This window comes from Alteromonas sp. 38, from assembly GCF_902506055.1.
Lineage (GTDB): Bacteria > Pseudomonadota > Gammaproteobacteria > Enterobacterales > Alteromonadaceae > Alteromonas > Alteromonas lipotrueae.
This window is the reverse complement of record NZ_LR733300.1, coordinates 2,325,299-2,350,631: the sequence shown is the minus strand read 5'-3', so window position 1 is coordinate 2,350,631 and position 25,333 is coordinate 2,325,299. Positions and strand designations below refer to the sequence as shown.

The 25,333-nt window shown below is 44.4% G+C and carries 22 protein-coding genes; 12 read left to right on the top strand and 10 right to left on the bottom strand.

The window, feature by feature from the left end:
- Positions 1–10 precede the first annotated feature (10 nt).
- On the top strand, positions 11–1,069 hold the full coding sequence (gene nagZ / locus FLAVO9R_RS10170; protein WP_232370624.1) for a beta-N-acetylhexosaminidase: 1,059 nt from the start codon (positions 11–13) through the stop codon (positions 1,067–1,069).
- Complete coding sequence (locus FLAVO9R_RS10165; protein WP_159530971.1) at positions 1,056–2,447, top strand: SLC13 family permease; 1,392 nt, start codon at positions 1,056–1,058, stop codon at positions 2,445–2,447. Before nagZ ends, FLAVO9R_RS10165 begins: the two co-directional genes overlap by 14 nt.
- Here FLAVO9R_RS10165 and FLAVO9R_RS10160 read toward each other — a convergent pair.
- From FLAVO9R_RS10160 to FLAVO9R_RS10145, 4 genes are all read right to left on the bottom strand, one after another.
- Positions 2,444–2,959 carry a cob(I)yrinic acid a,c-diamide adenosyltransferase gene (locus tag FLAVO9R_RS10160; RefSeq protein ID WP_159530969.1) on the bottom strand — a complete coding sequence of 172 codons (516 nt, stop codon included), beginning with the start codon at positions 2,957–2,959 and terminating at the stop codon, positions 2,444–2,446. The two genes, FLAVO9R_RS10165 and FLAVO9R_RS10160, sit on opposite strands and share 4 nt — an antisense overlap.
- Before the next feature lie 83 nt (positions 2,960–3,042).
- Positions 3,043–4,680 carry a CsiV family protein gene (locus tag FLAVO9R_RS10155; protein ID WP_159530967.1) on the bottom strand — a complete coding sequence of 546 codons (1,638 nt, stop codon included), beginning with the start codon at positions 4,678–4,680 and terminating at the stop codon, positions 3,043–3,045.
- Between the two features lies 1 nt (position 4,681).
- On the bottom strand, positions 4,682–8,200 hold the full coding sequence (gene mfd / locus FLAVO9R_RS10150; RefSeq protein ID WP_159530965.1) for a transcription-repair coupling factor: 3,519 nt from the start codon (positions 8,198–8,200) through the stop codon (positions 4,682–4,684).
- 56 nt (positions 8,201–8,256) lie between these two features.
- A complete protein-coding gene (locus tag FLAVO9R_RS10145; protein WP_159534551.1) occupies positions 8,257–8,856 on the bottom strand; it encodes a PilZ domain-containing protein in 600 nt (199 codons plus the stop codon).
- A 107-nt stretch (positions 8,857–8,963) separates the two neighbouring features.
- Between FLAVO9R_RS10145 and FLAVO9R_RS10140 the strand changes: the two genes are divergently transcribed.
- Together FLAVO9R_RS10140 and FLAVO9R_RS10135 are read left to right on the top strand one after the other, a co-directional pair.
- Positions 8,964–10,178, top strand: coding sequence for a lipoprotein-releasing ABC transporter permease subunit (locus FLAVO9R_RS10140; protein WP_159530963.1), 1,215 nt, complete (start codon positions 8,964–8,966; stop codon positions 10,176–10,178).
- A 76-nt stretch (positions 10,179–10,254) separates the two neighbouring features.
- A complete protein-coding gene (locus FLAVO9R_RS10135) occupies positions 10,255–10,821 on the top strand; it encodes a phosphoribosyltransferase (RefSeq protein WP_013784537.1) in 567 nt (188 codons plus the stop codon).
- A gap of 470 nt (positions 10,822–11,291) precedes the next feature.
- Here the strand turns inward: FLAVO9R_RS10135 and FLAVO9R_RS10130 are convergent, their stop codons facing one another.
- The 3 genes from FLAVO9R_RS10130 to FLAVO9R_RS10120 are packed head-to-tail and all read right to left on the bottom strand — an operon-like array spanning position 11,292 to position 13,502.
- Entirely contained in the window at positions 11,292–11,933 is a 642-nt protein-coding gene (locus FLAVO9R_RS10130; protein ID WP_159530961.1) for an energy-coupling factor ABC transporter permease, read from the bottom strand.
- A 32-nt stretch (positions 11,934–11,965) separates the two neighbouring features.
- The gene (gene xthA, locus FLAVO9R_RS10125; protein ID WP_159530959.1) at positions 11,966–12,775 is read right to left on the bottom strand and encodes an exodeoxyribonuclease III; all 810 of its coding nucleotides are present in this window, start codon (positions 12,773–12,775) and stop codon (positions 11,966–11,968) included.
- 49 nt (positions 12,776–12,824) lie between these two features.
- Positions 12,825–13,502: a hypothetical protein gene (locus tag FLAVO9R_RS10120; RefSeq protein ID WP_159530957.1), complete on the bottom strand. Its 678-nt coding sequence runs from the start codon at positions 13,500–13,502 to the stop codon at positions 12,825–12,827.
- Positions 13,503–13,767: 265 nt separating this feature from the next.
- On the opposite strand from FLAVO9R_RS10120, the gene FLAVO9R_RS10115 reads away from it, so the two are divergent.
- Positions 13,768–14,172, top strand: a complete 405-nt coding sequence (locus tag FLAVO9R_RS10115; RefSeq protein WP_159530955.1) for a DUF2750 domain-containing protein — start codon at positions 13,768–13,770, stop codon at positions 14,170–14,172.
- Positions 14,173–14,232: 60 nt separating this feature from the next.
- Positions 14,233–14,637: a SufE family protein gene (locus tag FLAVO9R_RS10110; RefSeq protein WP_159530953.1), complete on the top strand. Its 405-nt coding sequence runs from the start codon at positions 14,233–14,235 to the stop codon at positions 14,635–14,637.
- On the opposite strand, the gene FLAVO9R_RS10105 is transcribed toward FLAVO9R_RS10110, so the two are convergent.
- Complete coding sequence (locus FLAVO9R_RS10105; RefSeq protein WP_201299298.1) at positions 14,632–15,921, bottom strand: glycosyltransferase; 1,290 nt, start codon at positions 15,919–15,921, stop codon at positions 14,632–14,634. The genes FLAVO9R_RS10110 and FLAVO9R_RS10105 overlap by 6 nt on opposite strands.
- Positions 15,922–16,283: 362 nt before the next feature.
- Here FLAVO9R_RS10105 and FLAVO9R_RS10100 point away from each other — a divergent pair, with 362 nt between their 5' ends.
- The gene (locus tag FLAVO9R_RS10100) at positions 16,284–17,129 is read left to right on the top strand and encodes an HDOD domain-containing protein (RefSeq protein ID WP_159530951.1); all 846 of its coding nucleotides are present in this window, start codon (positions 16,284–16,286) and stop codon (positions 17,127–17,129) included.
- A 114-nt stretch (positions 17,130–17,243) separates the two neighbouring features.
- Here FLAVO9R_RS10100 and FLAVO9R_RS10095 read toward each other — a convergent pair whose 3' ends face one another.
- The gene (locus tag FLAVO9R_RS10095; RefSeq protein ID WP_159530949.1) at positions 17,244–18,059 is read right to left on the bottom strand and encodes an acyl-CoA thioesterase; all 816 of its coding nucleotides are present in this window, start codon (positions 18,057–18,059) and stop codon (positions 17,244–17,246) included.
- A 170-nt stretch (positions 18,060–18,229) separates the two neighbouring features.
- Between FLAVO9R_RS10095 and FLAVO9R_RS10090 the strand changes: the two genes are divergently transcribed.
- Together FLAVO9R_RS10090 and FLAVO9R_RS10085 are read left to right on the top strand one after the other, a co-directional pair.
- Positions 18,230–19,549, top strand: coding sequence for a spinster family MFS transporter (locus FLAVO9R_RS10090; protein ID WP_126873697.1), 1,320 nt, complete (start codon positions 18,230–18,232; stop codon positions 19,547–19,549).
- Between the two features lie 122 nt (positions 19,550–19,671).
- Positions 19,672–20,475, top strand: a complete 804-nt coding sequence (locus FLAVO9R_RS10085) for an alpha/beta fold hydrolase (protein ID WP_159530947.1) — start codon at positions 19,672–19,674, stop codon at positions 20,473–20,475.
- Between the two features lie 3 nt (positions 20,476–20,478).
- Here FLAVO9R_RS10085 and glgC read toward each other — a convergent pair whose 3' ends face one another.
- Positions 20,479–21,753: a glucose-1-phosphate adenylyltransferase gene (gene glgC, locus FLAVO9R_RS10080; RefSeq protein WP_159530945.1), complete on the bottom strand. Its 1,275-nt coding sequence runs from the start codon at positions 21,751–21,753 to the stop codon at positions 20,479–20,481.
- A 222-nt stretch (positions 21,754–21,975) separates the two neighbouring features.
- Here glgC and FLAVO9R_RS10075 point away from each other — a divergent pair, with 222 nt between their 5' ends.
- From FLAVO9R_RS10075 to FLAVO9R_RS10065, 3 genes are all read left to right on the top strand, one after another.
- Complete coding sequence (locus FLAVO9R_RS10075) at positions 21,976–22,947, top strand: nucleoside hydrolase (RefSeq protein ID WP_159530943.1); 972 nt, start codon at positions 21,976–21,978, stop codon at positions 22,945–22,947.
- A 44-nt stretch (positions 22,948–22,991) separates the two neighbouring features.
- Complete coding sequence (locus FLAVO9R_RS10070) at positions 22,992–23,525, top strand: SRPBCC family protein (RefSeq protein ID WP_159530941.1); 534 nt, start codon at positions 22,992–22,994, stop codon at positions 23,523–23,525.
- 585 nt (positions 23,526–24,110) lie between these two features.
- Entirely contained in the window at positions 24,111–25,271 is a 1,161-nt protein-coding gene (locus FLAVO9R_RS10065) for an MFS transporter (protein ID WP_159530939.1), read from the top strand.
- Positions 25,272–25,333 lie beyond the last annotated feature (62 nt).

The following is a 25,333-nucleotide window of genomic DNA, read 5'->3' as shown; positions in this document are numbered from 1 at the left end:
GGGCCCGTTAATGCTTGACTGTCAGGCAGAACGTTTATTGCCTGAAGAGAGAGAGAAACTAGCACATCCTGTGGTGGGCGGCGTCATACTATTTAGCCGTAATTATTACGATTGCCAGCAACTTACGCAGTTGGTAAAAGAAATTCGAGAAAGTGCCCAAAGGCCTTTGTTAATAGCGGTCGATCACGAAGGGGGCAGGGTACAACGCTTTCGTGAAGGTTTTACAAAGCTACCTGCTATGGGTAAGTTAACGGGGTTGGTACAGGCGCAAGCAGCAGGTAAAGATATCGACTGGGCAGATTTACTGGAAATAGAGCCGGAAGCAGAAGAGACAATAGTCAACGAAGCCACGCTAGAACTAGCTAAAGCCTGCGGCACAATTATGGCCCATGAGCTAAAGCAGATAGACATCGATTTTAGTTTTGCCCCTGTACTTGATATTAACGGTGTATCGAAAGTGATTGGCGACAGAGCCTTCGCTGAAACCGCAGAAAAGGTGATTCCCTTAGCCACAGCACTTATAGAAGGCTTACAGGTTGCCAATATGCCAGCTATTGGAAAACATTTTCCTGGGCATGGCAGTGTGGCCCCCGATTCTCATGTGGCGTTACCGGTAGACGAAAGACCGCTTGAAGAAATTAAACAAACTGATATGGTTGTTTTTGAAAGACTAATTTCTAAACAGTTGCTAGATGGCGTAATGCCAGCACACGTTATTTATTCACAAGTTGATAGCAAGCCAGCCGGTTTTTCCGAGCACTGGTTACAAAAAATATTAAAGCAAGACTTGGGGTTTAATGGCGCAGTGTTCTCTGACGATCTGTCTATGCACGGTGCCAGTGTTGCCGGAAATTATGTCGATCGTGCCATGGCAGCATTATCGGCAGGTTGCCATATGGTGTTGGCATGTAATAACCCGAAAGGGGCAGAGTCTATTTTAGATGCTCTGCCGCATTCAAATGATACTTTCGAGGCTTTAACCTCACTTTACGGGCGCAAACCAGCTGTGCATGCCAGTGCAGCTTATGAAAACGCATTAAAGGTGTTGTCGCGCTATGGAACCGGTTAAACCGAAACTAATAATAATATCCTTGGTTAGCGCAGTTGCTCTGTATGGAGTGCTGTTGTTTGTAGGTCTGTCACATATTATGGCCATTAGTGCCGCCATTACTGTGCTGGTGGCCATGCTGTGGGTTACCGAGGCATTGCATATCGCGTTGCCCGCACTCATTCCTTTCTTCGCCTTTCCTATGGCGGGGGTTATTAGCTATCAAGAAGCTGCATCGGCGTTAGGTAATCACGTTATCTTGTTGCTGATGGGCGCGTTTATGCTGTCTAAGTCGCTAGAAAAATCGGGCGTACATCAACGTTTAGCGGTTTACCTTATTCGGTTAACTGGGGCTAACAGTGCCCGCAGGCTGGTATTTGGCTTTATGTTTACTTCGGCCATTTTAAGTATGTGGATTTCAAACACCGCCACCACGCTTATGTTACTGCCCATAGCGCTAGCCATTATTCATGCATCTAATTCGCCCAAACTGGGTGTAGCTGTGTTGCTGGGTATTGCTTACGCTGCCAGTGTGGGCGGTGTGGGTACGCCTATTGGTACACCACCCAATATTATTTTTATGAGTGTGTATCAGCAAAGCACGGGCACAGAAATTAGTTTTATTAACTGGATGAAAACCGGAGTGCCTATTGTATTGGTAGCATTGCCCTTAATGGCGTTGTGGTTAACCCGGCATTTAAAAGGCGAGAAAACCGGTGGGTTACCCGATGTTGGCCCTTGGCGAAGTGCAGAAGCGAGGGTGCTATTGGTATTTAGTTTTGTGGCCATGGCGTGGGTATTTAGGCCATATTGGACAGCGTGGTTCGGTATGGATTTTGTGGGCGACAGCACCATAGCCTTAGCGGGTGTGGTACTAATGTGCGTTATTCCCAACGGAGAGCGCGAAGTTACGCCTTCTGGCAGCAAACAAGGCTACTTGCTTGACTGGAATACCGCGCAGCAAATTCCTTGGGGAATGCTGCTGGTGTTTGCTGGGGGCATTTGCTTGGCGCAAGCGTTTACCGCGTCGGGCTTAAGTGAATTACTGGGGCAGGGCTTAACGGGCTTAGCCGTATTACCTTTATTCTTATTGGTTTTAGTGCTGTGCTTGTCGGTAAGCTTTGTAACAGAAATTACATCAAATACGGCTACTGCTACCTTATTAATGCCAATATTGGCCAGCGCGGCGGTGGCTATAGAGGTCGATCCGCTTATTCTCATGATGCCAGCAGCCATCAGTGCAAGCTGCGCGTTTATGATGCCAGTGGCAACCCCCGTAAACGCCATTGTGTATAGCAGTGGTGAGCTTACGGTGAAAACCATGGTGCGCGAGGGCGTAGTACTGAATATTATTGTGGCGTTTGTGGTCACCGCTGGTGTGCTGTTAACGCGAACTTAAACGGCTACTTCATCGAACCCTGCTTCTGCATTTAAAAAGCGGGCGAAGGTAAACAAGTAATCAGACAGCCTGTTTAAATAAGCGGGCACTACGGCAGGTACATCGTAGTGCTTGGATAGCACTATTACGGCCCGTTCAGCACGTCGGCATACAGCACGGCATACATGGCTTTGCGCCGCAGCTTTGCTGCCACCAGGCAGTACAAACGTGGTTTGCGGCCCCAAGGTGGCCGTCATTTTATCAATATCACTTTCAAGCTTTACAACATCGTCTTGCGTTAGGGTAGAACTGGCTGAAATAGCAAAGCCAGCTTGAAACAAGTTTCGCTGAATAGTGTAAATATCTTCTTTTAAATGCAAGGCTACCATAGCGGCCAATAGCCCCAAGTGGCTGTTTAGTTCATCAATATCACCGTAGGTTTGTACTACCGCATCATCTTTTTCGACTCTTACTGGCTTGTCGGCATAAATCTGCGTACTGCCTTTGTCGCCCGAACGGGTATAAATTTTCATGCTGGTATTTAATCCTTTTTCTTGCCTTTTAAAAGCCTAGTCTTCAAGAGCGTAGTCTATAAAAAAGCTTTGCTTCTAAAAGCTTACTCTTCAGGCGCGGTTGGGCGTTTGTAACGGCGAATTTGTACCACCATGCCAAATAAGGGGTGATCAAAATAATGAAGCTGGTTGCTTATTACGCGGCGCTGTTCACTAAAGGGTAACGACACTAATTGATACTCCGGCGTAGCGTTGGCGGAAACATGGCTAGCGCTGACATTTTCATTGTTGCTGTTTATGCTACTAATAGAGCTAGATGAGCTGGCTGCCGCTTGTCCTTCAACAGGAATAGGCTGGCGATAGAAAAGCTCGCTATCGATATGTAAATAGGGCACACGGTTTATGTATTTTAAAAATACCTTCATGTTGCCATCTACTTTCCAAATAGGCGCGCGAAATGCGGCGCTTATATTACTTTCATCGGCATCGTCGATAACATCGGCGTTATCTAACGCCAATAAATCTTTAAACAATATGGGCGCTGGGCTAGCAAGGCGTGCATCTAAATCGTAGAAGAAGTCGCTTGTTATAGTTTCGGTGCTGCTGGTATTCAACCCAAGTGGTTGGCTGTTACCTTGGTAATCATTTAACCCGCCAGTCGCACTAACACCACTGGTGGTAGAATCTAAACGTTGAATTTTTTCTTCTAAATTCTGATAGCTGTTTTCATCGAGGCCATTTTCATTGAAGCTGTTTGAACCAGAGGTGCCAGAGATTGACGCGGTGCTGCCAAAGCGCAAAGGTGGCTGCGGCGGGCGCTTTACGCCTTCTTGGTCAAACTCATCTGAAAAATTGTTACCGGCAAAAAGGCGAACGTTAAAGGCTTCGTCTTTACCAAATTTTACAGGTTGGCGCCACGTTACATGTAACAAACGCGTTAGGTCGCGGTTTTGCCTAATTTGACGTGACAACGACGTCATTTCTTGTGCGTTCTTAGTTAATAAATGGGCATGGCTAGCTAATGGCCAATCGCTGCCTTCAGGAGTGATTGGCAGCTCTTTGGGCGCTGGTAAACGGTTGTCGGGGCGATGAATATGCCATTTACTGTCGTAGTAACTTAACCAGGGTTTGTGCACCACGCAATACGGCTGGTTAGGTACAGTAACGGTTTCTGTTTCATCTAACCCCAGAAATTCTGCCCAATAACCGGCAATTTCTTCTGCCGATAAGCCATTTCCTGATAAATCGTCATTTGATAACGCGTCGGTTGAAGCCTGTGTGCCCATTAATGATTGGGAGCCCAGTTCATCGGCAAAGTTGGTTTGAGTAGATTGGGGGTGATTTGAATCGGTATCTTCAGATATTACCTTCGATGTCTGGTTTGTTGCTTGCGCAAGAGATTGGGCAGATGCATAGTCTGAAGAGCTTGATTGCGCATTTGCTTCACTTGAGGCACTGGCAAAATAATCGAATTCTGGCCACTCTAGCGCATTGGTTTCACCGCAAACCGCAATGCCTTGTTTTAGCATGCTAATGTCGGGGGTAATAACCGCGCCTATTACATCGGCATCGGTAGCCGGAACGGCTAATGAATCAGCTAAATCGAACTGTTCTTCAAGGGCAGACATTGCCACCTTTCTTTCAAAAACAATAACTTCAACATCGAACCACCAGTCGTCATTTGCCAACAACGGGGTAGAAGCCAATACAGCAAGTAGTGGGCTCCAACGAAAAAACCTCATGTTATCGCGACTCCTTTGCAAGGTCGGCAATGATATCGCTAATAAACGCAATACGCGCTTTTGCAGTATCAGTCTGTTTTACTAAACGCAGTTTCTGGCTGCCTTCAAATTTGAAAGTGTTTGGCTTGGTTTGTACAAGCTTAATAATATAGCCAGGGTCAACCTTGGTGGTATCTTTAAATTCTATGGTACCGCCTTGTGATGACAAGTCTACTTTAAGCACGCCAATGGCTTCTGCTTTTATTTTTATTTCGGCTACTTCTACTAAGTTTTTAGCGGGTTCCGGTAGTAAACCAAAACGATCGATACATTCTACTTGGAATTCGTCTATATCGTCTTGGTTTTTACAGCTGGCTAAACGTTTATACAGCGAAAGCCTGGTATTGACGTCGGCAATATAATCATCTGGCAGTAAAGCAGGAATGCGAAGCTCTACTTCGGTGTGGCCTGCCATGGCGTCGTCTAACGAAGGTTCTTTACCTTCTTTCAGTGATGTTACCGCTCTATCTAGCATGTCCATATACAGGCTGAAGCCTATGCTGGCAATTTGGCCAGATTGGTCGTCGCCCAATAATTCACCTGCACCACGAATTTCAAGGTCGTGGGTGGCTAACGCGAACCCTGCACCTAAATCTTCCAATTTCGATATGGCGTCTAATCGCTTCGCCGCATCTTTGGTCATGCGTTTAGGATGGGGTGTGAGTAAATACGCGTAAGCTTGATGGTGCGAGCGACCCACACGGCCACGTAGTTGGTGCAGTTGGGCTAGGCCTAAATGATCGGCTCTGTCCATAATAATGGTGTTGGCACTGGGCACATCAATACCGGTTTCAATAATGGTGGTACACACCAACACGTTGTAGCGCTGGTGGTAGAAGTCGCTCATTACGCTTTCCAGTTCCCGTTCGCGCATTTGGCCGTGACCCATTGCAATACGCGCTTCAGGTACAATTTCGGCAATTTCTTCAGCGGTTCTGGCAATAGTATCTACTTCGTTATGAAGGAAGTACACCTGTCCACCACGTAGAATTTCCCGCATTATCGCTTCACGAATAGTAGCTTTGTTGCGTTGTTGCACGAAGGTTTTAATGGATAAACGCCTTGCTGGCGCGGTAGCAATAATCGATAAATCGCGCATGCCAGACATGGCCATATTCAGCGTACGTGGTATAGGCGTGGCAGTAAGGGTCAGAATATCTACGTCGGCACGCAGCGATTTTAGCTTCTCTTTTTGACGTACCCCGAAACGGTGCTCTTCATCGATGATCACCAAGCCTAAATCACTGAATTTAATGTCGTTCGACAGCAGCTTGTGCGTACCTACTACAATGTCTACTTTGCCTTCGACAAGGCGCTGCATGGTTTCTTTCTGGCCCTTGGCGCTAACAAATCGGCTCATGACTTCAATTTCAAACGGCCATGCGGCAAAGCGATCTTTAAAGTTTTCGTGATGCTGTTGGGCAAGTAGGGTAGTGGGCACCAAAATAGCCACTTGTTTACCTTGGTTCGCAGCTAAAAACGCCGCGCGCATGGCCACTTCGGTTTTACCGAAGCCTACGTCGCCGCACACCAATCTGTCCATGGCTTGCGGGCTGCCCATGTCGTGAATAACCGCGGCAATGGCTTGTGCCTGATCGGGTGTTTCTTCGAACGGGAAGCTGTCGGCGAATTTTTGGTATTCGTCCCAGTCAATATTGTACGCAAAGCCTGGTTTAGCGGCACGACGTGCGTATACATCAAGCAGTTCTGCGGCCACGTCGCGTACTTTTTCAGCGGCTTTTTGTTTCGCTTTGCTCCATGCATCAGAGCCTAGTGAATTAAGCGGCGCATGATCGGCATCGCCGCCCGTATAACGAGAAATAAAGTGTAACGAAGCTACAGGCACATACAGCTTGGCCTGTTTAGCGTATTCAATGCACAAGTATTCAGTGGTAACGCCACCGGCATCTAGGGTTTGCATGCCAATGTAACGGCCCACACCATGATCTAAATGCACAACAGGCTGGCCGGTGGTAAGCTCGGCCAAGTTGCGAATAATGGCGCTTTCGTCAGTGGCGGAGCGTTTGTCGCGGCGTCGGCGTTGGCTAACTTTGTGACCTAATAGCTCGGTTTCCGTGATAAATAGCAGTTCACCACTGTCACTTCGCCAGTTAAAGCTATTTTCAACCATTCCCACGGTAATGCCGATATTGTCGCTACCACTAACAAAAGTATTGAACGATTCCGCCGCTTTGGGCTTAATGCCCGCTTTTTGCAATACGGTAAGTAGCCCTTCACGGCGGCCTTGGGTTTCGGCGCAAAACAGTACCTTGGCACCGCGCTTTTTGGCGTTGTTTATCGTGGCAATTAATTGTTCAGCCGGTACTTTCTTTTGCGTGTTAATGGCAATGTCGTCAAGCTTGTTGCAGCCTAAATTCACGCTACCGGGTTTCTCTTCAATCACGTCTTGGGTTAGGGTTACCCGCGGCCACTGTTTAATTGCACCGAATAAGGTATTTATCGGTAAAAATAAATCTTCAGGTGGCAACAATGGCCTTGCTGGGTTGTATCTATGCTGTTCGTAACGTTCTTGAATATCGGCCCAGAAAAATTCGCTGGCATCTTGCACATCGCCGTGTAACAACAGCACACTTTTGGGGTGTAGGTAGTCGAAGAGCGTAGCCGTTTTATCGAAAAACAACGGCAAGTAGTACTCAACCCCGCTGGGCATAGTGCCTTTAGTGACTTGGGAAAATACCGATTCTGAGGCGTTGTTTGCGTCAAACTTTTCTAAAAAGCGCTGACGAAAAAGGGTGATAGATTCTTTATCGGTAGGGAATTCTCTTGCCGGCAGCAGCTTTATCTTTTCAACCGCATCGCCAGAACGCTGGGTTTCGGTATCGAAAAAGCGGATAGAGTCTACTTCGTCATCGAACAAATCAATACGAAATGGCTTGTCGCTGCCCATGGGGAATAAGTCGATAATACTGCCGCGTACCGAAAATTCGCTATGGCTCATCACCTGGCTAACGTGCAAATAGCCTGCTTGTTCTAGGTTTCGCCTGAATTGGTCTCTATCAAGGGTGTCTCCCTTATTCAACATTAGCAAATATTTGGCGAGATAATCAGTAGGCGCCAAACGTTGCATTAACGTGTTTACCGGCACAATGAAAATGCCATTTACCTGCTGCGTGAAGCGGTATAAGGTTTCTAAACGCTGCGAGACAATATCTTGATGCGGTGAAAACGAATCGTAGGGTAGGGTTTCCCAATCGGGGAAAACCGTAATAGGTACGTTGCTTTGTTCTGCACTGGTTTTGGCGCCAGCATTGGGCATAAAGAACGCTAACTCTTTTTCTAATTTTAGCGCCGAAGGTGTGTCGGCAGTTACCAGCACAATGGGGCCGTTGTATTGAGCTTGTGCTTGCGTAATGCAAAGTGCCGCGCTGCTACCTTGTAATTGACCCCATTGCTTGTGGTCTTGTACAGAGGCAGATTTTTTCTGGGTCGGCAAAGGCAAAGATAAAAGAGTTGCTGTCATGTCGTCCTTTAAACTACATATTCGGTTTAAGTGTGTTGCTGGCTTTTTCTTTAGCGCTAGGCTCCGGTAGCCTTTTCTTGTGCTCGTTTTTTCAATTGCTGAGTTTGCAAATGCAAGCTGGCACGAACAAGCAATTCTTGATCTTGCTCTCGGATGCTATTGAAAATAAAAGCTATATGGTAGCTATCCTCGACGTTCTCGCAAGTAATAACTTCCCCGTAGCAAAATATTGCGGCCGCTTCAGTATCAAGAAATAATTTGAGTTCAGCTTGGCTGCCAATTTCCATGGCAGTTGGGCTTTTAATAATAACGCCACCGCCACCGAGCTTTATTGTGCTAAAACGATGATCTGGTTCATCTTGCTGGTGTAAAATAAATGACATCATTAAATCTATCTTGCGAGCTTGGTGATTTAAATATTCAGCTAAGGATTCAGCATGGTCGCTTAAATGACGTAACGGGCGAAGTGCTTGGGCTTCAATGCTGGCCATTTCGCTAGCTACACGAAATGCGTAGGGCATGGCTTGCTCTAAACCCGCTTCAGAAGGCACGGTTTCACCTTCAGCAAGTGGCTTCACGTTAATGTTAACGCTGTGCTGAATAGAGAAATATTCATCGAACTGGGCTTTTTTTTCTTCTAGGCTTAGGTTTTCCATCATATCTCCCGCCACTTATCTTGTACGGCCAGTAGCTTACACGTAGTATACGCACTTTACTATTTTGAGATTGCCCCGTCATCACACCTTTGGACTAAGCGCGCATTATGTACTTTCCTCTTCCCGCTTTTATCGCTTATCGGTATGCGAAATCTGGCCCGGCGCAGTCGTCTAGCCAAAATAGCTTTGTTTCCTTTATCAATCGCTTTTCGGTAGCAGGTATTGCCCTTGGCCTAACGGCGCTTATTATTGTGCTTTCTGTAATGAATGGCTTTGAAGCCCAATTGAAACAGCGCATTTTGGGTATAGTGCCGCATATTGAAATTAATGCGCCTATTGAAGAAAGCGTTGTAATGGGCTTGCCCAATGTGGTGGCAAGTATGCCGTTTCGAGAAGCCGAAGCGGTAGTGCAGTCTCGTTCAGATTTACGTGGTGTACAGTTACATGGTGTGCAAGCAGACAGCATGTTGCAGCACACTATGGTTGCTCACGAAATGCAGCAGGGTAATTTTGCAAGCCTAACTGCCGGTAGCTACAACGCCATTATTGGCAGGGCGTTGTCTATGCAATTAAATGTGCGTGCTGGCGACAAACTTCGGGTAATGGTAGCTGGAGCCAGTGTTTACACGCCATTTGGTCGCATGCCAAGCCAACGGTTGGTGACTATTTCAGGCGTATTCGATATGGGCTCGCAAATGGATGACAAAGTTATTTATATGCAGCTTGATGATGTGAACCGTTTACTGCGAGATGTTTCAGGTAAGAACACGGCCACTCGATTATTTTTAGACGATGCGTTTTTGTATCAAGACACGCTGAAGCCTATTGTTGAGGCTGATTTGCCTGTACGTACATGGCGAGAGCGCCAAGGACCTTTGTTCGACGCTGTAAAAATGGAAAAGAACATGATGTTCCTAATGCTGCTGTTAATTATAGCCGTGGCAGCGTTTAATTTGGTTTCATCGTTAGTGATGGTGGTGTCGGAAAAGCAAGGCGACATTGCAGTACTTCAAACCCAAGGCATGTTGCCTAGCACCATTATGACGGTGTTTGTATTAAATGGGCTGTTCAATGGAGTAAAGGGCGCGGGTATAGGATTGGTGGCTGGTGTGGTGGTGACTTTACTACTAAACCCCGTCATGAGTTTTTTGAATGTACCTATTGCGCTATCGTCAGACGGGCAAGGGTTACCTATTGATATGCACTGGTTGCAGATAGTTTCTGTAACGCTATTTTCATTGCTACTTTGCATTGTTGCGAGTATTTACCCTGCTAGGCGTGCCATGAAAACGCAACCTTCGCAAGCTCTTCAAAACGAATAAGTTAGTGAATTTGCCGTGCAAATTGCGGCAGAATTCACTATAATCGCGGTCTTTAAATTTCGGCCAGTGAGACGTCATGAACAAGAATTTTATCACCTCGCAAGCGTTGCTTCAGGATTCCTTTCGTTTAGCAGCAAAGGTGTATGATGACGGGTTTCGCCCCGATTTCATCATTGGTATTTGGCGCGGTGGTGCACCTATCGGCATAGCGGTACAAGAATTTTTTGAGTTTAAAGACTATTCTACCGACCACATTGCGGTGCGTACTTCTTCTTACTATGGCATTAATAAGCAATCTAAAGAAATTCGTGTTCACGGTTTACACTACTTGGTGGAAAACGCAGACGCAGAACATAAGCTACTTATTGTTGATGATGTTTTCGATTCGGGCCGCAGTGTAGATGCGCTTATTCAGCAAATTCGCAAATTGATGCGTTTGAATATGCCAAAAGACATTCGTATTGCATGTCCATGGTACAAGCCTCAGAACAACACAACTGATATTGTGCCTGATTACTACGTAAACGAAAGTGATGAGTGGTTAGTATTCCCGCATGAAATCGCTGGGTTAAGCGAAGAAGAAATTCGCGAAGGCAAAGGTGAACTAGCCGACGTTATGGATATTTTGTTCGACAAAAAGTAAGCGCAACGCGCTAGCTTTTACAAAGACACCCATTGTAAAACCGCCAACCAGGCGGTTTTTTTGTGCCTGTAATTATCAAGACACCCACGTTAATTCGACATTCTTCTTACTAAGACACCCACGTTATTTCGATATTCTTTTATCGAGACACCCATGTTATTTCGAAGCAATTTGGGGGGACATCCATCGTTCATTTTATCAATATAGGGTGGGTGTCTTCGTAATTTTTAACGCTTTAAACGTGGGTGTCTCTATAAGGTGTTTATTAAATAGGGTGGATGTCCACATAATTCATTAACGTTTTGAGGTGGGTGTCTTCGTAACGTTCTTCGTAACGTTCTTTCATAACGCTCAGGCGAAAAACGTGGATGTCCATGTAATTTTGTTGAGTTTAAATGATGGGTGTCTCGTTAATGGTTGTCTCGTTAATGGTGAGACGAAAAAACATGGGTGTCTTGTTTAGTTATTGCTTAGTTATCGAAATAAAACTTATCGTGGAAGGTGTAAACCCACGTGGGTTGATAGATGACGAGCAGAGTAATTGCCATACCGTTCAGCAAGGCTTCTGGAAACACTAAAAGTGGAATGAGTAGTACAAAATTATCGTAAATAACATCCCACGTATAAATGCCTTCAATGAAGTAATAACCTGCAAGTGCGCCGGTTTTAAGAGCAATGCTGAGTGCGCCTGGAAAGAAAGCGCACACAAAAATATAAACGAACAGTTGGCGGGGGAGATGGTGAAACGACACTAAATACACAAAGTAGGTTACCGCGACAGGGAGCATAACACCTAATACGCCGTTTACGCCTATGGTGTGCCACTGTGCAAAACCAGCGGCGGTAGCACCCAATAAAGCAAGGGTGCCGGCCAGAATGGCGTAACGAAATCCGAGCATGAGTGTAACCACACTTAAACCAACAAAATGAACATCTAGCCCTTCAAAAATGCCCACTTTGAAGATCCAAAACGCGAACAACGCGGCAGCGCTACCAAACAACAGGTGCTGTTGGTGCTTGTCGCCCATTAGGCCTATAACAGAAATTTGTTTAATAACCCCAACTAGGGTTAAACAATATAAAGTAAGGCCAAGCCACTGTAGCGTTGTCACACACTCTCCGATACTTATCTACTGTAGATTTCTTATTGACTATACGTCGCCCAAATAGGTGCATGATCAGACGGTTTTTCAATACCGCGAAGTTCATAATCTATTCCGGCATCGCTCAATCGTTTATGCATAGAAGGGGTAGCCAAAATAAGATCAATACGAAGACCACGATTATCATTAAAACCTTTCGAACGATAATCGAACCACGAGTACCTGTCGGTAGTGTCTGGGTTCAATGTTCTAAAGCTGTCTTCAAAGCCCCAATCCATCAGTGTGTTCAACCACACTCTTTCTTCGGGTAAAAAGCTACATTTGCCCGTACGCAACCAACGTTTTTTATTCTCTTCGCCAATGCCAATATCTGAATCGGTATGTGAGATGTTCACATCGCCCATCACAATGACATTTTCATCAGGAGTATGGTGGGTGTCTAGATAAGTCATTAGATCTTTATAGAACTTACGTTTTGCTGGGTATTTAGTTTCGTGCTTTTCGTTTTCGCCTTGCGGGAAATAACCATTTAATACGGTTACTGGCTGGCCGTCGTGGTCTGTGGTTTTCAATATAATCATGCGACGCTGCGCATCTTCTTCATCAGTAGGGAAGCCCATAAGCACAGACTCAGGCTCTTTTTTCGCTAAAAATGCCACCCCATAGTGACTCTTTTGACCATGAAAATAAACGTGATAACCCATCGCTTCAACGGCTTCAACAGGAAACTGTTCGTTATGAACTTTTATTTCCTGTAGGCCAATAATGTCGGGCTGATGCGCATCTATTAATGCTTGGAGCTGGTGAAGGCGGGCGCGAATGCCATTGATATTAAATGAGATTACTTTCATAAGGGCTTCTTAAAAAACGGAATTGATGAATTCTAACAGAATGCTTGGTTTAACTTAATGTCTGTGGGGGCAAAGTTGTGCTTTTTCCTAACAAAATAAGATGATCAAACCAAAGATTAGCATCATTAATGATAGCCACACTTAACGTTTCGCAATTCTGGCTTTCAACCTGGTTGCCCTCAATCATTGCGGGTAATAAACGTGCTACTTCTTGCTTGAATTCGGGCCAAGCCTTGGCCTGTTTTGCCATAGTTTGATAGTAATGCGTAGGAAAACCGTAGTCTGCCTTTTCAAGTCTACGGCTAATAATATTGGCGCCCATCGATGAACCTAACCACACATACATTGCAGAAATTGTGGCAGATAGTGATGTTTCAAAACTGGGGAAGCTTACCGTTTCTAATTCTGTGGTTCGCTTAGCGTCGGTTGAACTTAACCGTGCCAAATCGTTATCAAGTGCTGTTAGCACTTGTTGGGCTTCAAACTGCTCTGCAAGTGGCTTAAGTGTAGGGTACTTTTCAATAGCGTGGTTAATGACTAACTTGCAGTGCTGATGAAATTCTCGCATTACATAAAGTACGCAGTGGTAATTTTCTGAATGATTTTCGTGTTTTTCACTGCCATTTAGCCCCATCATATTATGAAAAAGTGCAAAGGGTACGCTGTGCTCTAGTTCGTCATGTTTACTGTGGGTTTTTATCTTTAAATCGCTAAATAGGTTTTGCATGAAGTTTTAAGCTTTGCGTTTTTTAATAAAAGGCAGATGTAATTTACTACCGTGAATATAGATTGCTAATGTACAAGAAGCATGTGGAGTGCATTATGAAACCCAGCTTAAAACTCAAGATAAGGTGACATATATTTGCTCGCAATAATATTAGTCGCAGGAGATGTTTTCAACTTGAATTTATAAGATTAAAGAGACTTTGGTATTTGGCGGGGCTGCTTGCAAAGGGTATACTTGGCGCCTCTTAACTATAAGGTAATTTTTTGTGTTTCCAGATACTGTAACCGCCACACTAAACGATACTGTGCTAGCACAAGCGAAAAGTTTGTCTGCTGAAGACCGACAAATGCTAGTGATCAGCTACGTACCCAAAGCGAAAGAAATTTGGCTAATCCAAGGTACAGAAGGCTTTGTCATGCTGGAAGACAACGACATTACTCGATTGCCAGTATTTCCTCACAATAACTTAGCGCAGGCATGGTTAGACGACAACCACATTACGGGTACTTGCGTGGCAGTGCCGTTTAATGAGTTTACCGAGACTTGGTTACCTGGCCTCACTAAAAATGGGGTGGAATTGGTAATGTTTCCTACTTCTGCCGATGCCGAAAACTTAGTAATGACAGCAGAAGAGCTAAGCGCCGAATTTAGCGCAGATGCTAGTGCCTAGCTGTTGGACTCAGCTTTCTGAAGATGTTGATATGAATTACAACGCTGTAACCCCACAACGATGACAGAATCTACGCAACTGTTGCCGCTAGGGCAAACCGTGGCTGCGGCAAAAGGGTGGGATGGCGCCACTCGCGCCATTATGCTGGCTGGCAAGCAGCTGTTGGCTTTACCAGAGTCGGCACGCACTGAAGACTCATTGGTACCGGGTTGTGAAAGTAAAGTATGGGTAGCGTGTACGCCTGCACAAAACACGGGCGACCTTGTAATTGCGGCTTATTCACCCAGTAAAATTATTCGCGGCGTGCTGGCGGTACTACTAGAAAAAGCAAATAGCCTTTCAGATGAACAAAGAAAGGCGTACGATTTTGAGCAATACATGAACGCGTGTAATTTGCAGCGCCATTTAAGCCAGTCTAGAGGCAATGGTATTTTAAGTGTATTGCGCCGCTTAAATACGCTATAAGTTTTGGTTTTTAGCTTCAATCCACTGCGACATGTATTTACTCGCATTCAAGGTTTGATGCCATAGCAGCCCTTGCAGAAACAAGGTCTTGCGATGTGCATCTACATCTGTAGCTATAATGGCAACCCGTTCGCTTAAGGTTTCATTCTCTTTGGCACCTTCAAAAGCGTTAAACAACGTTAGCCCTAACTTACTTGCTGACGACCAGTCCTCTTCGCTGCTGTAAAGTCTAGCGGCGTGTTTCGCGAACTCTTCTGGGGTATTGCAAATTGCCCCTCCCCATGTAGCATGGTGTGCTGTTTCGGCAATACCCTCCGCACCTACCCAAGTTGTCAGGGTAGGGGTTTCACATCGCATGGCTTCTAGTATTTTACCTTTAATACCAGCACCAAAGCGCAGCGGTGCAATGAGCAGCCGTGCGTTAGCAATAACATCGTGTGCATTTTCAGCCCAGCCATCAAGGTAAAACCCATTCTTGGGGTTATGCAACTGCGTGGCTTTTTTGGGCGGATAGGCACCATAAATATGTAAATTTGCTTGAGGGAGCACCTTTTTTATAGCAGGCCAAACGGTTTGCTTGAGCTGTAATACTGCATCCCAATTTGGCGCATGACGAAAATTACCAATGGTGACAATGTCGGTGCGTTCATCAAAGTTTGGTGATTTATCATTTATTGGCGCTACATTAAGAGGATGGTAATAAAGCTGTTTTTTGGGAACCTGATAATGGTCGGTAAGTAGTGCGTACTCGGTGCGAGAAATGACCAAAGTAAGGTCGCAACGTAATATGGCGGCAATTTCCCGCTGAGCCAAAGGCGAATTGTAGTCGGCCTCTTTCGCGGCACTGGCTATGTGCGCTAAAAGAGGAGACCCGGAAGCTTCTTTGGATGCCCTTAGTGTCTTATCTTGTGCTTTAACGGCGTCGTGTCTGGCTTGCCGCAAACTGTGTAAATCTTCGGTGTTTAAAATACGAATAGCAGAAGGGCATGTGTCTTTTACTCGCCAAGAAAATTGCTCTTCGGTCATGTATCGGTCGAAAATAACGATATCAGGCGATAGTTTGGCAATTCGTTCATTAAAGCTACTGCAATTGAGTGCAACCGCTTCACTGCTTACGCCTAGGTTATCTAGATCAGCTTTATGAATACTGTCTGTTGCCGCGGTCATAAAAGTAACGTTATGGCCGTAGCTTAGAAACTGTTTAATTAAGGCCAGCATATTTTGACCAGCGGCGGAGGAATTGGGTTCAGGCCACACGTAGCCAATGACTAAAACCTGCATTATGCCTTGTGACATTCCTCCTGACATTCCCTCTGACATTAGTTACCTGTGCTTAAATGTGTAAAGCGCGAAATAGTAGCACAGCAGGAAATAAAGAAAATGAAACTCTATCGCGGATAAAAGTGCTTAAAACCTTCTGCTTTTAAGGGGGAACCCCTATTGGGACTGAATAAAATGTAAGGTAATTTATCGCATACTATACGAAAGTTAATGAATTCTGATTAGCTAGGCTAAATAATCGCGCTATAATGAAGCTAGTAGTGAAAAAGCCAATCATGTTTTATAGTTACCGTTTTTATTTTAAGGCTTGATTGCGAAATACCCTCTTCTAAATAGAGTAGGTTATATCAGGAGCGTATACCTAAATGACCCTACAAGATATTATTAGTAACGCGAGTACGTTGTTCGTGCTACCTGACTCTGTGACGCGTTTAAAAGCTTGCATGGATGACGGAGCATCTAATATTGATGATATCGCTGATATCATCTCTTTTGACCCTTCGTTAGCCACACAGCTTTTAAGAGTGGCAAATTCAGCGTTATACCGTTTCCCTAATAAAATAGATACCATCACTAAAGCGCTACAAGTAGTAGGTACGCGCTCTACTTACGACCTAGCACTTGCTTTTGGTGTTAGCCAAGCTTTCAAAGAGGTAGATGGCCAAGTTATCGACTTAGATAAATTTTGGGAGCAAAGTGTTTCTTGTGGTCTATTAGCAAAATACTTTGCTGAAATGCGAAATATCAGAGAGCCGGAACGCTTATTTGTTGCGGGCTTACTTCATAATATTGGTGAGTTGGTTGTATTGGCTATGTTGCCAGATAGCGCGAAACGTTGTCAGGCGTTTAACGCAAGAGTAAGCCCTGCTGAACTGCAAGCTGGGGTGATGGGGTACACATTTACGAACGTGTCTGCGGGGATCATCAAAGAGTGGGGTATCCCTGAAACAATTTATAAGCCTATTTCAAATATACACGGCGACAACAGCAACACTTCTGATGTTGAAGAGCAGATTTTGCAGTTGTCATACGTGTTGGCTTTAGATAACGTGAATTCAGAAATTTATCCTAGCTACAATAACTTAAAACCTGAGTTACATGAGAGTTTATCGCTAAATCGCGACGACTTAGAAGATGCATTGGATATTACTAACCTGCAGTGTATTTCAGTTATTTCCTTGTTCAACCCTAACGCGTTTATGCTTTATTAACGAAAAAGGGCGTACTCTTTTATGCAGTACGCCCTTTTTATGCTCTCGTTTTTTCAGTGCCTTTTAGCTAAAAACTTCTCTGCCAAGCACCTTGTTTAAATGCTCATTGCCTAATTAGTCAAAAATTGCCACGGTTTGGCGACTGATCGCAATAACTTCATTGTCTTTATCCCAAATAGTCGCTTCAGTATGCCCATAGCCATCTTCTGCCTGACGGGTATGTGCTTGGTAAGCAAACCAGTCTGTAGGGTCTACCTGCTTATGCGGATGGATAAACTCCAGATTCCAACTAACGGTACTGGCAGGGGCAGGTAACTTCATCATTTGTAACAGCGTGGGCGGCCAAGCATCAATCATGGTAATGATGTGTGCATCGGTTATCTGCGCGGGTGGTTTTTTAAAACGCATGTGCCCATGGTAAACACTGCTCTTTTTACGGGTGAAAGGGATGCCACCCTTATCGATAGCTAAATCGAAATGACGTAAAAACTTAGGGGTTACCTTTGGAATTTGTGGTATGAATTTACCTTTGGTGGGGGCAGGCATGTCATGGATGTCTTGGTTTTCTACCTTAATGCCTGATTTTCTGCCAATACCAAAGCAGGCTTGCACGAACACGCAACTTTTCCCATTTTGCTTTGCATGGGCGGTATATTGAGATACGTTTTTGCCCTCACGCAATAAGGTCACTTCAATCGAAAATGGCGTATCTGGCGAAAGGGGGCCCACAAAGTTCGTTGTGAATGAACGTAGCACCCGTTCGTCACTGACTTTTTGACGAATAGCGCTGTACGCCATGCCTGCTGAGATGCCGCCGAATGCTGTACGCCCTTGCGCCCAAATACTGGGAATAATGAGGTTATCTACTTTCCAGTGATTTTCAGAAAGTGCCTCTAAAGAAGAAAGAGTTAAAAGCTCGTCTACCGTCATGCTGTTTGTCTGGTCTGATGAGTAAGGGTGCTGATATCCTACCTTAAGCTCAAGCTAACAGAAAGCCTAGGCTAACATTCCTTTTTATATTTACAAATAACTAACAATAAGTTGTCAATCTTTTAACCTGCCGCGTAGACTGAGTTTTCATTGAATTTAAAGGGAATGATATGGCCCATAGTCAGGTTCAAACGGCACCAGTAGAGAAAGCGGATACATCCCGCGCCTACAGAAACTACGTGTTAGTGATACTAACGCTGGTTTATGCATTTAATTTTATTGATAGACAGATCATAGGTATCCTTTCTCCATTCATTAAAGCTGATTTGGGTTTAGATGACGCACAGTTAGGCTTATTAAAGGGCGTTTATTTCGCCATTCTTTATACTGTGGTGGGCATCCCTATAGCGTGGCTTGCCGATCGGTATAGTCGTGTGAATATCATTGCTATCTCGCTTACCCTATGGAGTGGCTTTACCGCCGCCTCAGGGCTTGCCATGAACTACACTCAGCTGGCACTGGCCAGAATTGGTGTAGGTATTGGTGAAGCAGGGGGCAGCCCACCTTCACACAGTATTATTTCCGACCTATTTCCTAAAGAAAAGCGTGCGGGCGCATTGGCGGTGTACTCATTGGGTATTCCATTTGGCGTGATGTTGGCATTCTTTGCTTCTGCATTTTTCTTACAAGGCGGTTCTGCTGATTGGCGTACCGTAATGATAAGTGTGGGTTTACCGGGTGTAATATTAGCACTATTGCTGAAGTTTACGGTGAAAGAGCCAAAACGTACCGAGTCAGTACAAACGGATGACGCTGAAAAGCCCAGTGTTTCAGCTTCACTTAAAACCTTATTGAAGATTCCAACGTGGTGGGGTATGGCGTTAGGTATTTCCTTTGGCTCGTTCGGTAACTACGCCATTTCGACTTGGATCATCGATTATTATGTACGTGCCTTTGCAGGGCTAGATATTACCCAGTTGCTTATTGCGTTCGGTATTATCAATGGTTCTGCTTATGCATTAGGCGTGTGGCTTGGTGGTTATATTGCCGATAGGTGGGGTAAACAAAATAAGAAAGCGTATGCGTTGTTACCTGCTATTGCGCTAATTATTGGTGTACCAGCGTTGTATTTCTCGCTTCAAGTTAACGACTTATGGTTGTCGGTAGGCTTAATGACATTCTTGTTGTTTACCAGTGGTTCCTATTTAGGCCCAAGCTTTGCCATGGCGCAAACCCTTGCACCTATTAATGTTCGTGCTATGTCTACTGCATTGTTTTTCTTTGTATTGAACATAATTGCATTGGGCGGCGGGCCAACGATTACCGGTATTATTAGCCAGGCGTTAGTGCCTTCATTGGGCGAAGTTGAAGCCCTTCGTCAGTCTTTACTGTATTTGATTGTGCCTTATGCGCTTTCTATTATCGTGTTCTTATGGACCAGTACTAAAATTGTTAAAGATTGGGAGATGGCAGAGTCGAGAGGGCTGTAGTACTATCTTCTTCATAAATAACATGTTGTTTTGATAAAGGGCTGGTTTACCAGCCCTTACTTTTCTCTCTTTGCTATTGCTAATTGTAGCTTTGACATCGCTTTTCATGAAGGAGTATTTCATTGTCGAAAACCGATATTAGTTTTCACTTTGCGCATGCAAATGGATTTCCTGCAGGTAGTTATAACGCGCTTTTTTCTTCATTACCTGAGAATTTTCACCGTCTTCATGTCGACAGGTTTGGTCACGACCCTCAATTGCCAGTAAATGCGAATTGGCGCAATCAAGTTAATGAGCTTATTAAACACGTAAAAGCCGAAAACACCGACAGTAGAGGTGTTTATGCGGTAGGGCATTCTTTTGGTGCGGTGATTTCATACATGGCAGCCTGCGAGGAGCCCAGCTTGTTCCGAGGGCTTATCATGCTTGACCCTCCGTTAGTGATGGGGCCCATGAGTTACTTTTTTCGCTTTGCAAAGAAGACGCCGTTAATTAATAAATTAACCCCAGCAAAGCTAGCTGAAACGCGAAATACGCAATGGCCATCTCATATTGATATGGAAGCGTATTTTCAAGGAAAAGCGTTGTTTCGTAATATGGATAAGCGGTGTATTCGTGATTATGTAAAGCATGTAACCCACACTAAAGGTGAGCTGACATCGCTAACATTTAAAGCCGAGGTTGAAGCATCGCTATTTCGCAATGTACCGCATAATTTAGGTAAGTATAAAGGCAAGTTGAAGTGCCCAGCTTTGCTGGTAACGGCTAAAGATGGCGAGGTGTGCAGACCGGCTATGTACGAAAGGTTAATTCAACATAACAACATTGATCATACTGAATTCAATGGTGGGCATATGTTCCCTTTAGAACACCCAGAAGCAGTGGCTGAATTGATTTCAACCACCATTTCAAAATGGAATAACTAACCTTTAGTTCGGGGATAGGCCGCCAACAGGTTGGCCTAGCATTTCTCGTGTAACTAACACCACGCCTTTTTCAGAAACACGGAATCCTCGTGCTCTATCATCATCATGGTTGTAGCCGATGACGGTACCTTCTGGAATAACGCAACCTCTATCAAGCAACACTTTTCTTAGCTTACAATTACGCATAATTTCAACATCAGGCAAAATTACGGCATCTTCTATAAGCCCGTACGAGTGCACTCTTACGTTCGAGAAGCAAATTGTGCCGCGAAGGGTTGAACCAGAAATAATACAGCCGCCAGACACAACCGAATTAATCGCTTCACCGCGTCTGTCGTGGTCTTCCCACACAAATTTTGCAGGTGGCAATTGTTCTTGGTAGGTCCAGATGGGCCACTTTTGATCGTACAAATTAAGCTGTGGAACGGGCGCCACCATCTCCATATTGGCTTCCCAAAATGAATCAATGGTACCTACATCGCGCCAATAGGCATCGCCACCACCGGTGCTTTCAAATTCAAACGCATACACGGGGTGATCTTTGATTATTGACGGAATAATGTCTTTACCAAAATCACGCTGTGAGCCAGAGGTTTCAGCGTCTCTTCGTAATTGTTCGAAAAGAAACTCAGTATCGAAAACATAGTTACCCATTGACGCTAGGCATCGGCTATCATCGCCAGGCAATGGAGCAGGGTTTTCAGGTTTCTCTGCAAAACCGTTAATACGGAAATTTTCATCTACCGACATCACGCCAAATGCCCCAGCCGCTTCTTCGATAGGGACCGACATACATGACACCGTCATTTTAGCGCCACTTTCAACATGACGAGCTAGCATAGTACCGTAATCCATACGATAGATATGGTCGCCAGATAAAATCATTACGTACTTGGGGAGTTCGTCTCGAATAATGTCGATATTTTGGAATACTGCATCGGCGGTACCTTCGTACCAACTATCTGAGAATCGCTGAGAAGCGGGTAGTATTTCTACTGACTCGCCAAGTTCCTTTTTGAAGTGCCCCCAACCGCGTACTAAATGTCTTATCAATGAATGCGACTTGTATTGGGTTACTACACCAACACGTCTAATGCCTGAATTAATACAATTCGACAGCGGGAAATCAATAATCCTAAACTTACCGCCAAAATAGAGTGCAGGTTTTGCACGCCATGTTGTTAGTTCATGCAAACGTGAGCCTCGTCCTCCAGCTAATATCAGTGCATAGGTATCGCGAGTCAGATTACTAATATAGCGTGAACTGTTATCTGCCATGTCCTCGTTCTCCATTTTTTGAGACACAATCTTCCGGTGTCGATGAATGTGTAAAAACCATAATTCATACCGATTGCACTAGGGCGTTGTAAGTAGAATATTGCCCTTGAAAATTAGGTTTTATGATAACCTAACTTCATATTACACAAGAATAAATATAAAGCCACGGCGTTTTACTGAACAATGTAAAAAAAACGTTATAATTATCTTAAGGGATTTTTTATGTCTTCTACTACCCCAGTTATTTTTGACCACGATGGTGGTATCGACGATTTATTATCGCTATTACTTTTGCTGCGTTTGCCTAATATAAATGTGGTAGGTGTCACCATTACGCCAGCCGACTGCTACCCCGATGATGCATTACTGAGTACTCGCAAAATTCTTACGTTAACGGGCAATACCCATATTCCCGTGAGTGTAGGGCAGTTAACTGGTCCAAATCCATTTCCGCCTGAATGGCGCGCTCAGCCTAAAATGTGCCATGCTACACCTACGATGTTGCGTACCCCTCACGATGAAGTGAAGGTGGAAAGCAAGGCCGCTCATGAATGGATACAAAGTGCGTTAACAAATGCTGCGTCGCCAGTTACTGTATTAATGACAGGCCCAGCTACCAATTTAGCCGCCGCGTTTACCCAAAATCCAGACCTAGTCGATAAGGTGCGGAAGGCAGTGTGGATGGGAGGTGCCGTGAAGGTTAAAGGTAATGTGGCTATGCATGATCATGACGGCTCTGCAGAATGGAATGCATATTGGGATCCTAAAGCCACCAAAGTACTGGTAGATAGTGGCGTTAACCTGATATTGGTACCTTTAGATGCCACCAACGATTTGCCAGTTAGTTGGGATTTTTTACAGCAACTTGCTGTAAAAAATACGCCAGTCTCAGACCTGTCTGGTCAATTCTGGGCGTCTACGGTAACGTCTATTCCATCTTATGAGTTTACGTATTTTTTATGGGATATTCTTTCTACCTGTATTTTAGCATTGCCAGAAGACAAGCTAAGTATTGAAACCGGTCAGGTTGCGGTAAGTACAACGACGCCGAATGCTGGTCAAACCTTCCCGTGTGAGAATGCAGGGAGTCGAATTTCTTGGGTGGCTAGTGTTGATGCTGATTACGTCCGGGAAATGGTGCTGTATTATTTGAGCGGAGAATTTTGTCAATCACCAGTGCCATTTGTTAAATAATTGTTATATATTTCTAGTCCTATGTGATTATCATGGAGTTTTAGATGGCAGTTTTAAAGAAGATAGTTTTAGGTGTGGGCGTACTGATTGCTTTGGTTGTCGTGGTTGGGCTATTCCTTCCAAAGCAATACAAAGTTGAAAGAAGTATTTTAATCAATGCGCAACCTGAAGAAATTTATCCCGATGTCGTCGATTTACGGGCGTGGCAAAACTGGGGCGTTTGGTTTCAACGCGACCCTAGTATGGAAATTGATTACTCTGGGCCAGATAGAGCTATTGGAATGATGTCATCTTGGAAAAGCGTGACGGAAGGCAATGGGGAAATGAAAATTACCGATTTAGAACACAATAAAAAGGTCGTTTACTCATTGGCTTTTCCTGATTGGGAAATGGGTTCGACAGGTTCATTGGTAATATCGCCTGCAGGTGAGGCTACCAAAGTGACGTGGGTTGACTCTGGTGATGTAGGTAACAATATCATCAATCGCTATTTTGTACTCATGATGGACGGCATGATAGGCCCAGATTTTGAAATGGGATTAGAAAATTTGAAAACCGTTGTTGAGAATAAAGGCTAAAAACTAGCCACGCTTTTGCTTAGTGCAGAAGCGGCAATGATTTTCACTACAGACCAAGCCGAGTTTGCTTTTATGGATATGTTCCAAAGCGAACTTGGCTTTTTTCATTTTGGGCGATATAAATTCAAAATACTTCTCTGGTGTTGCTAGATGGTGTTATTGGCGTTATCGAGACACCCATGTTAAGAAGCATTTATTGTTTACAAAGACACCCATGTTTAGGTTGTCTTAAAAGAGTTAAAGAGAAAGAGTTAAAGAGACACCCATGATTATGACGTTATCGAGACACCCATGGTAGTGTTATGAATAGGATATGAAGCGCTGATGGAACCCTAGCGATCTTACTTAAACAGGTTGGTGGGACAGTTAGTTTACGATGGGTGTCTCGATAAGCTTTTAGGTTTTAAATTGGCCTAATTGTTAAGATTGTTCAGTGTGTTAGTACGATATAGTGCGCTTAATTGCTGCATGATCGAGTTCTGAGGGTTTTTAGTATAAAGTCCATTAAGTAACTCTTAAATGAGCTGTGGCAGGCTTGCTGGTTAGAAGCGTTTGTGATTTTGTAAAATTACCTTAGGGAAGGACATGCTGGGAAATAAACGTCGTCTAATTGTCGGCCTAGCTTTCAATAAATTGGCCGACTTACTGGCGTCTGCAAAAACTACACTACCTGCACTACTAATCTCTTTGGGGGCTCCTAGCTGGATGGTGATGTGGTTGGTGCCAATTCGCGAATCTGGCGCATTGTTACCACAAGCCCTAATTGGTGTGTACCTACGTAATAAAAGCGCTAGGCACCACGTTTGGCGGTTGGGTATGGCCGTACAGATATCGGCCATATGTACCATGTTAGCTGCTGCACTTGTCACCGAAGGTTCTTTGGCTGGGCTAATAATACTCGCTTCACTTGTATTTCTAAGTTTAGGCCGCTCTGCGAGCTCTCTTACCGTAAAGGACATGGAAGCAGATGTCAGTCAAAAAGGGGAACGAGGCAGGTTGGTAGGGTTAGCATCCACAACGTCTGGTGTGATGACATTGTGCGCAGCAGTGCCTTTGGTGTATTTTGAAAAAGAGCTTGAAGGCTATTCACTTTACATTTTGCTAGCGTCATCAGCGCTTGCATTTTGTGTCACGCTATTTTTAATGTTTTCAATAAAAACCCATGTTGAAATAGAAGAATCTAAAAATAAGTCGTTGTTTAATTGGCGTTTTGACAACACAGTATATCGGTTCGTTTTTGTGAGGGGACTGTTTGTTCACTCTGCGCTAGTCGCGCCGTACTTCATGTTGGAAAGTGTACAAAGCGCAAAATCTTTGCTTCCGTTTTATCTTGCTGCACAAGCCTTAGCATCTATGCTTTCTTCGTTTCTTTGGGGAAAAATTGCAGATAAAAGCGCTCGATTCACCCTTCAATTGTCAGGAGCCTTGGCATTAATTGCCTGTGTTGGCTTACTTGCTATGAAGCCTGAAAATTTGTGGATGTCTGCAGGGTTGTTTTTTATTCTTTCTATTGCTCATGCAGGCGTGCGAACAGGGCGAAAAACTTACAGTTTAGATATTAAAGATGGGCAAGACAGGACTGAATTAGTCGGTTTTTCAAACACAGCTATAGGCCTTATTTTACTTGGCTTTGGTGGTTTCTACGCGATTATATCGTCATTTATAGACTTTTCAGTGGTGTACATTATGGCTGCAATGCTCACTATGGCGATTTGTACTACGCTTATGTTACCAAAAGAAAAATAAGACAATAGGAGGTCGAAGCCGTGCAAATTACCGTGATTACATTTCTGAAACCCAATTCATAT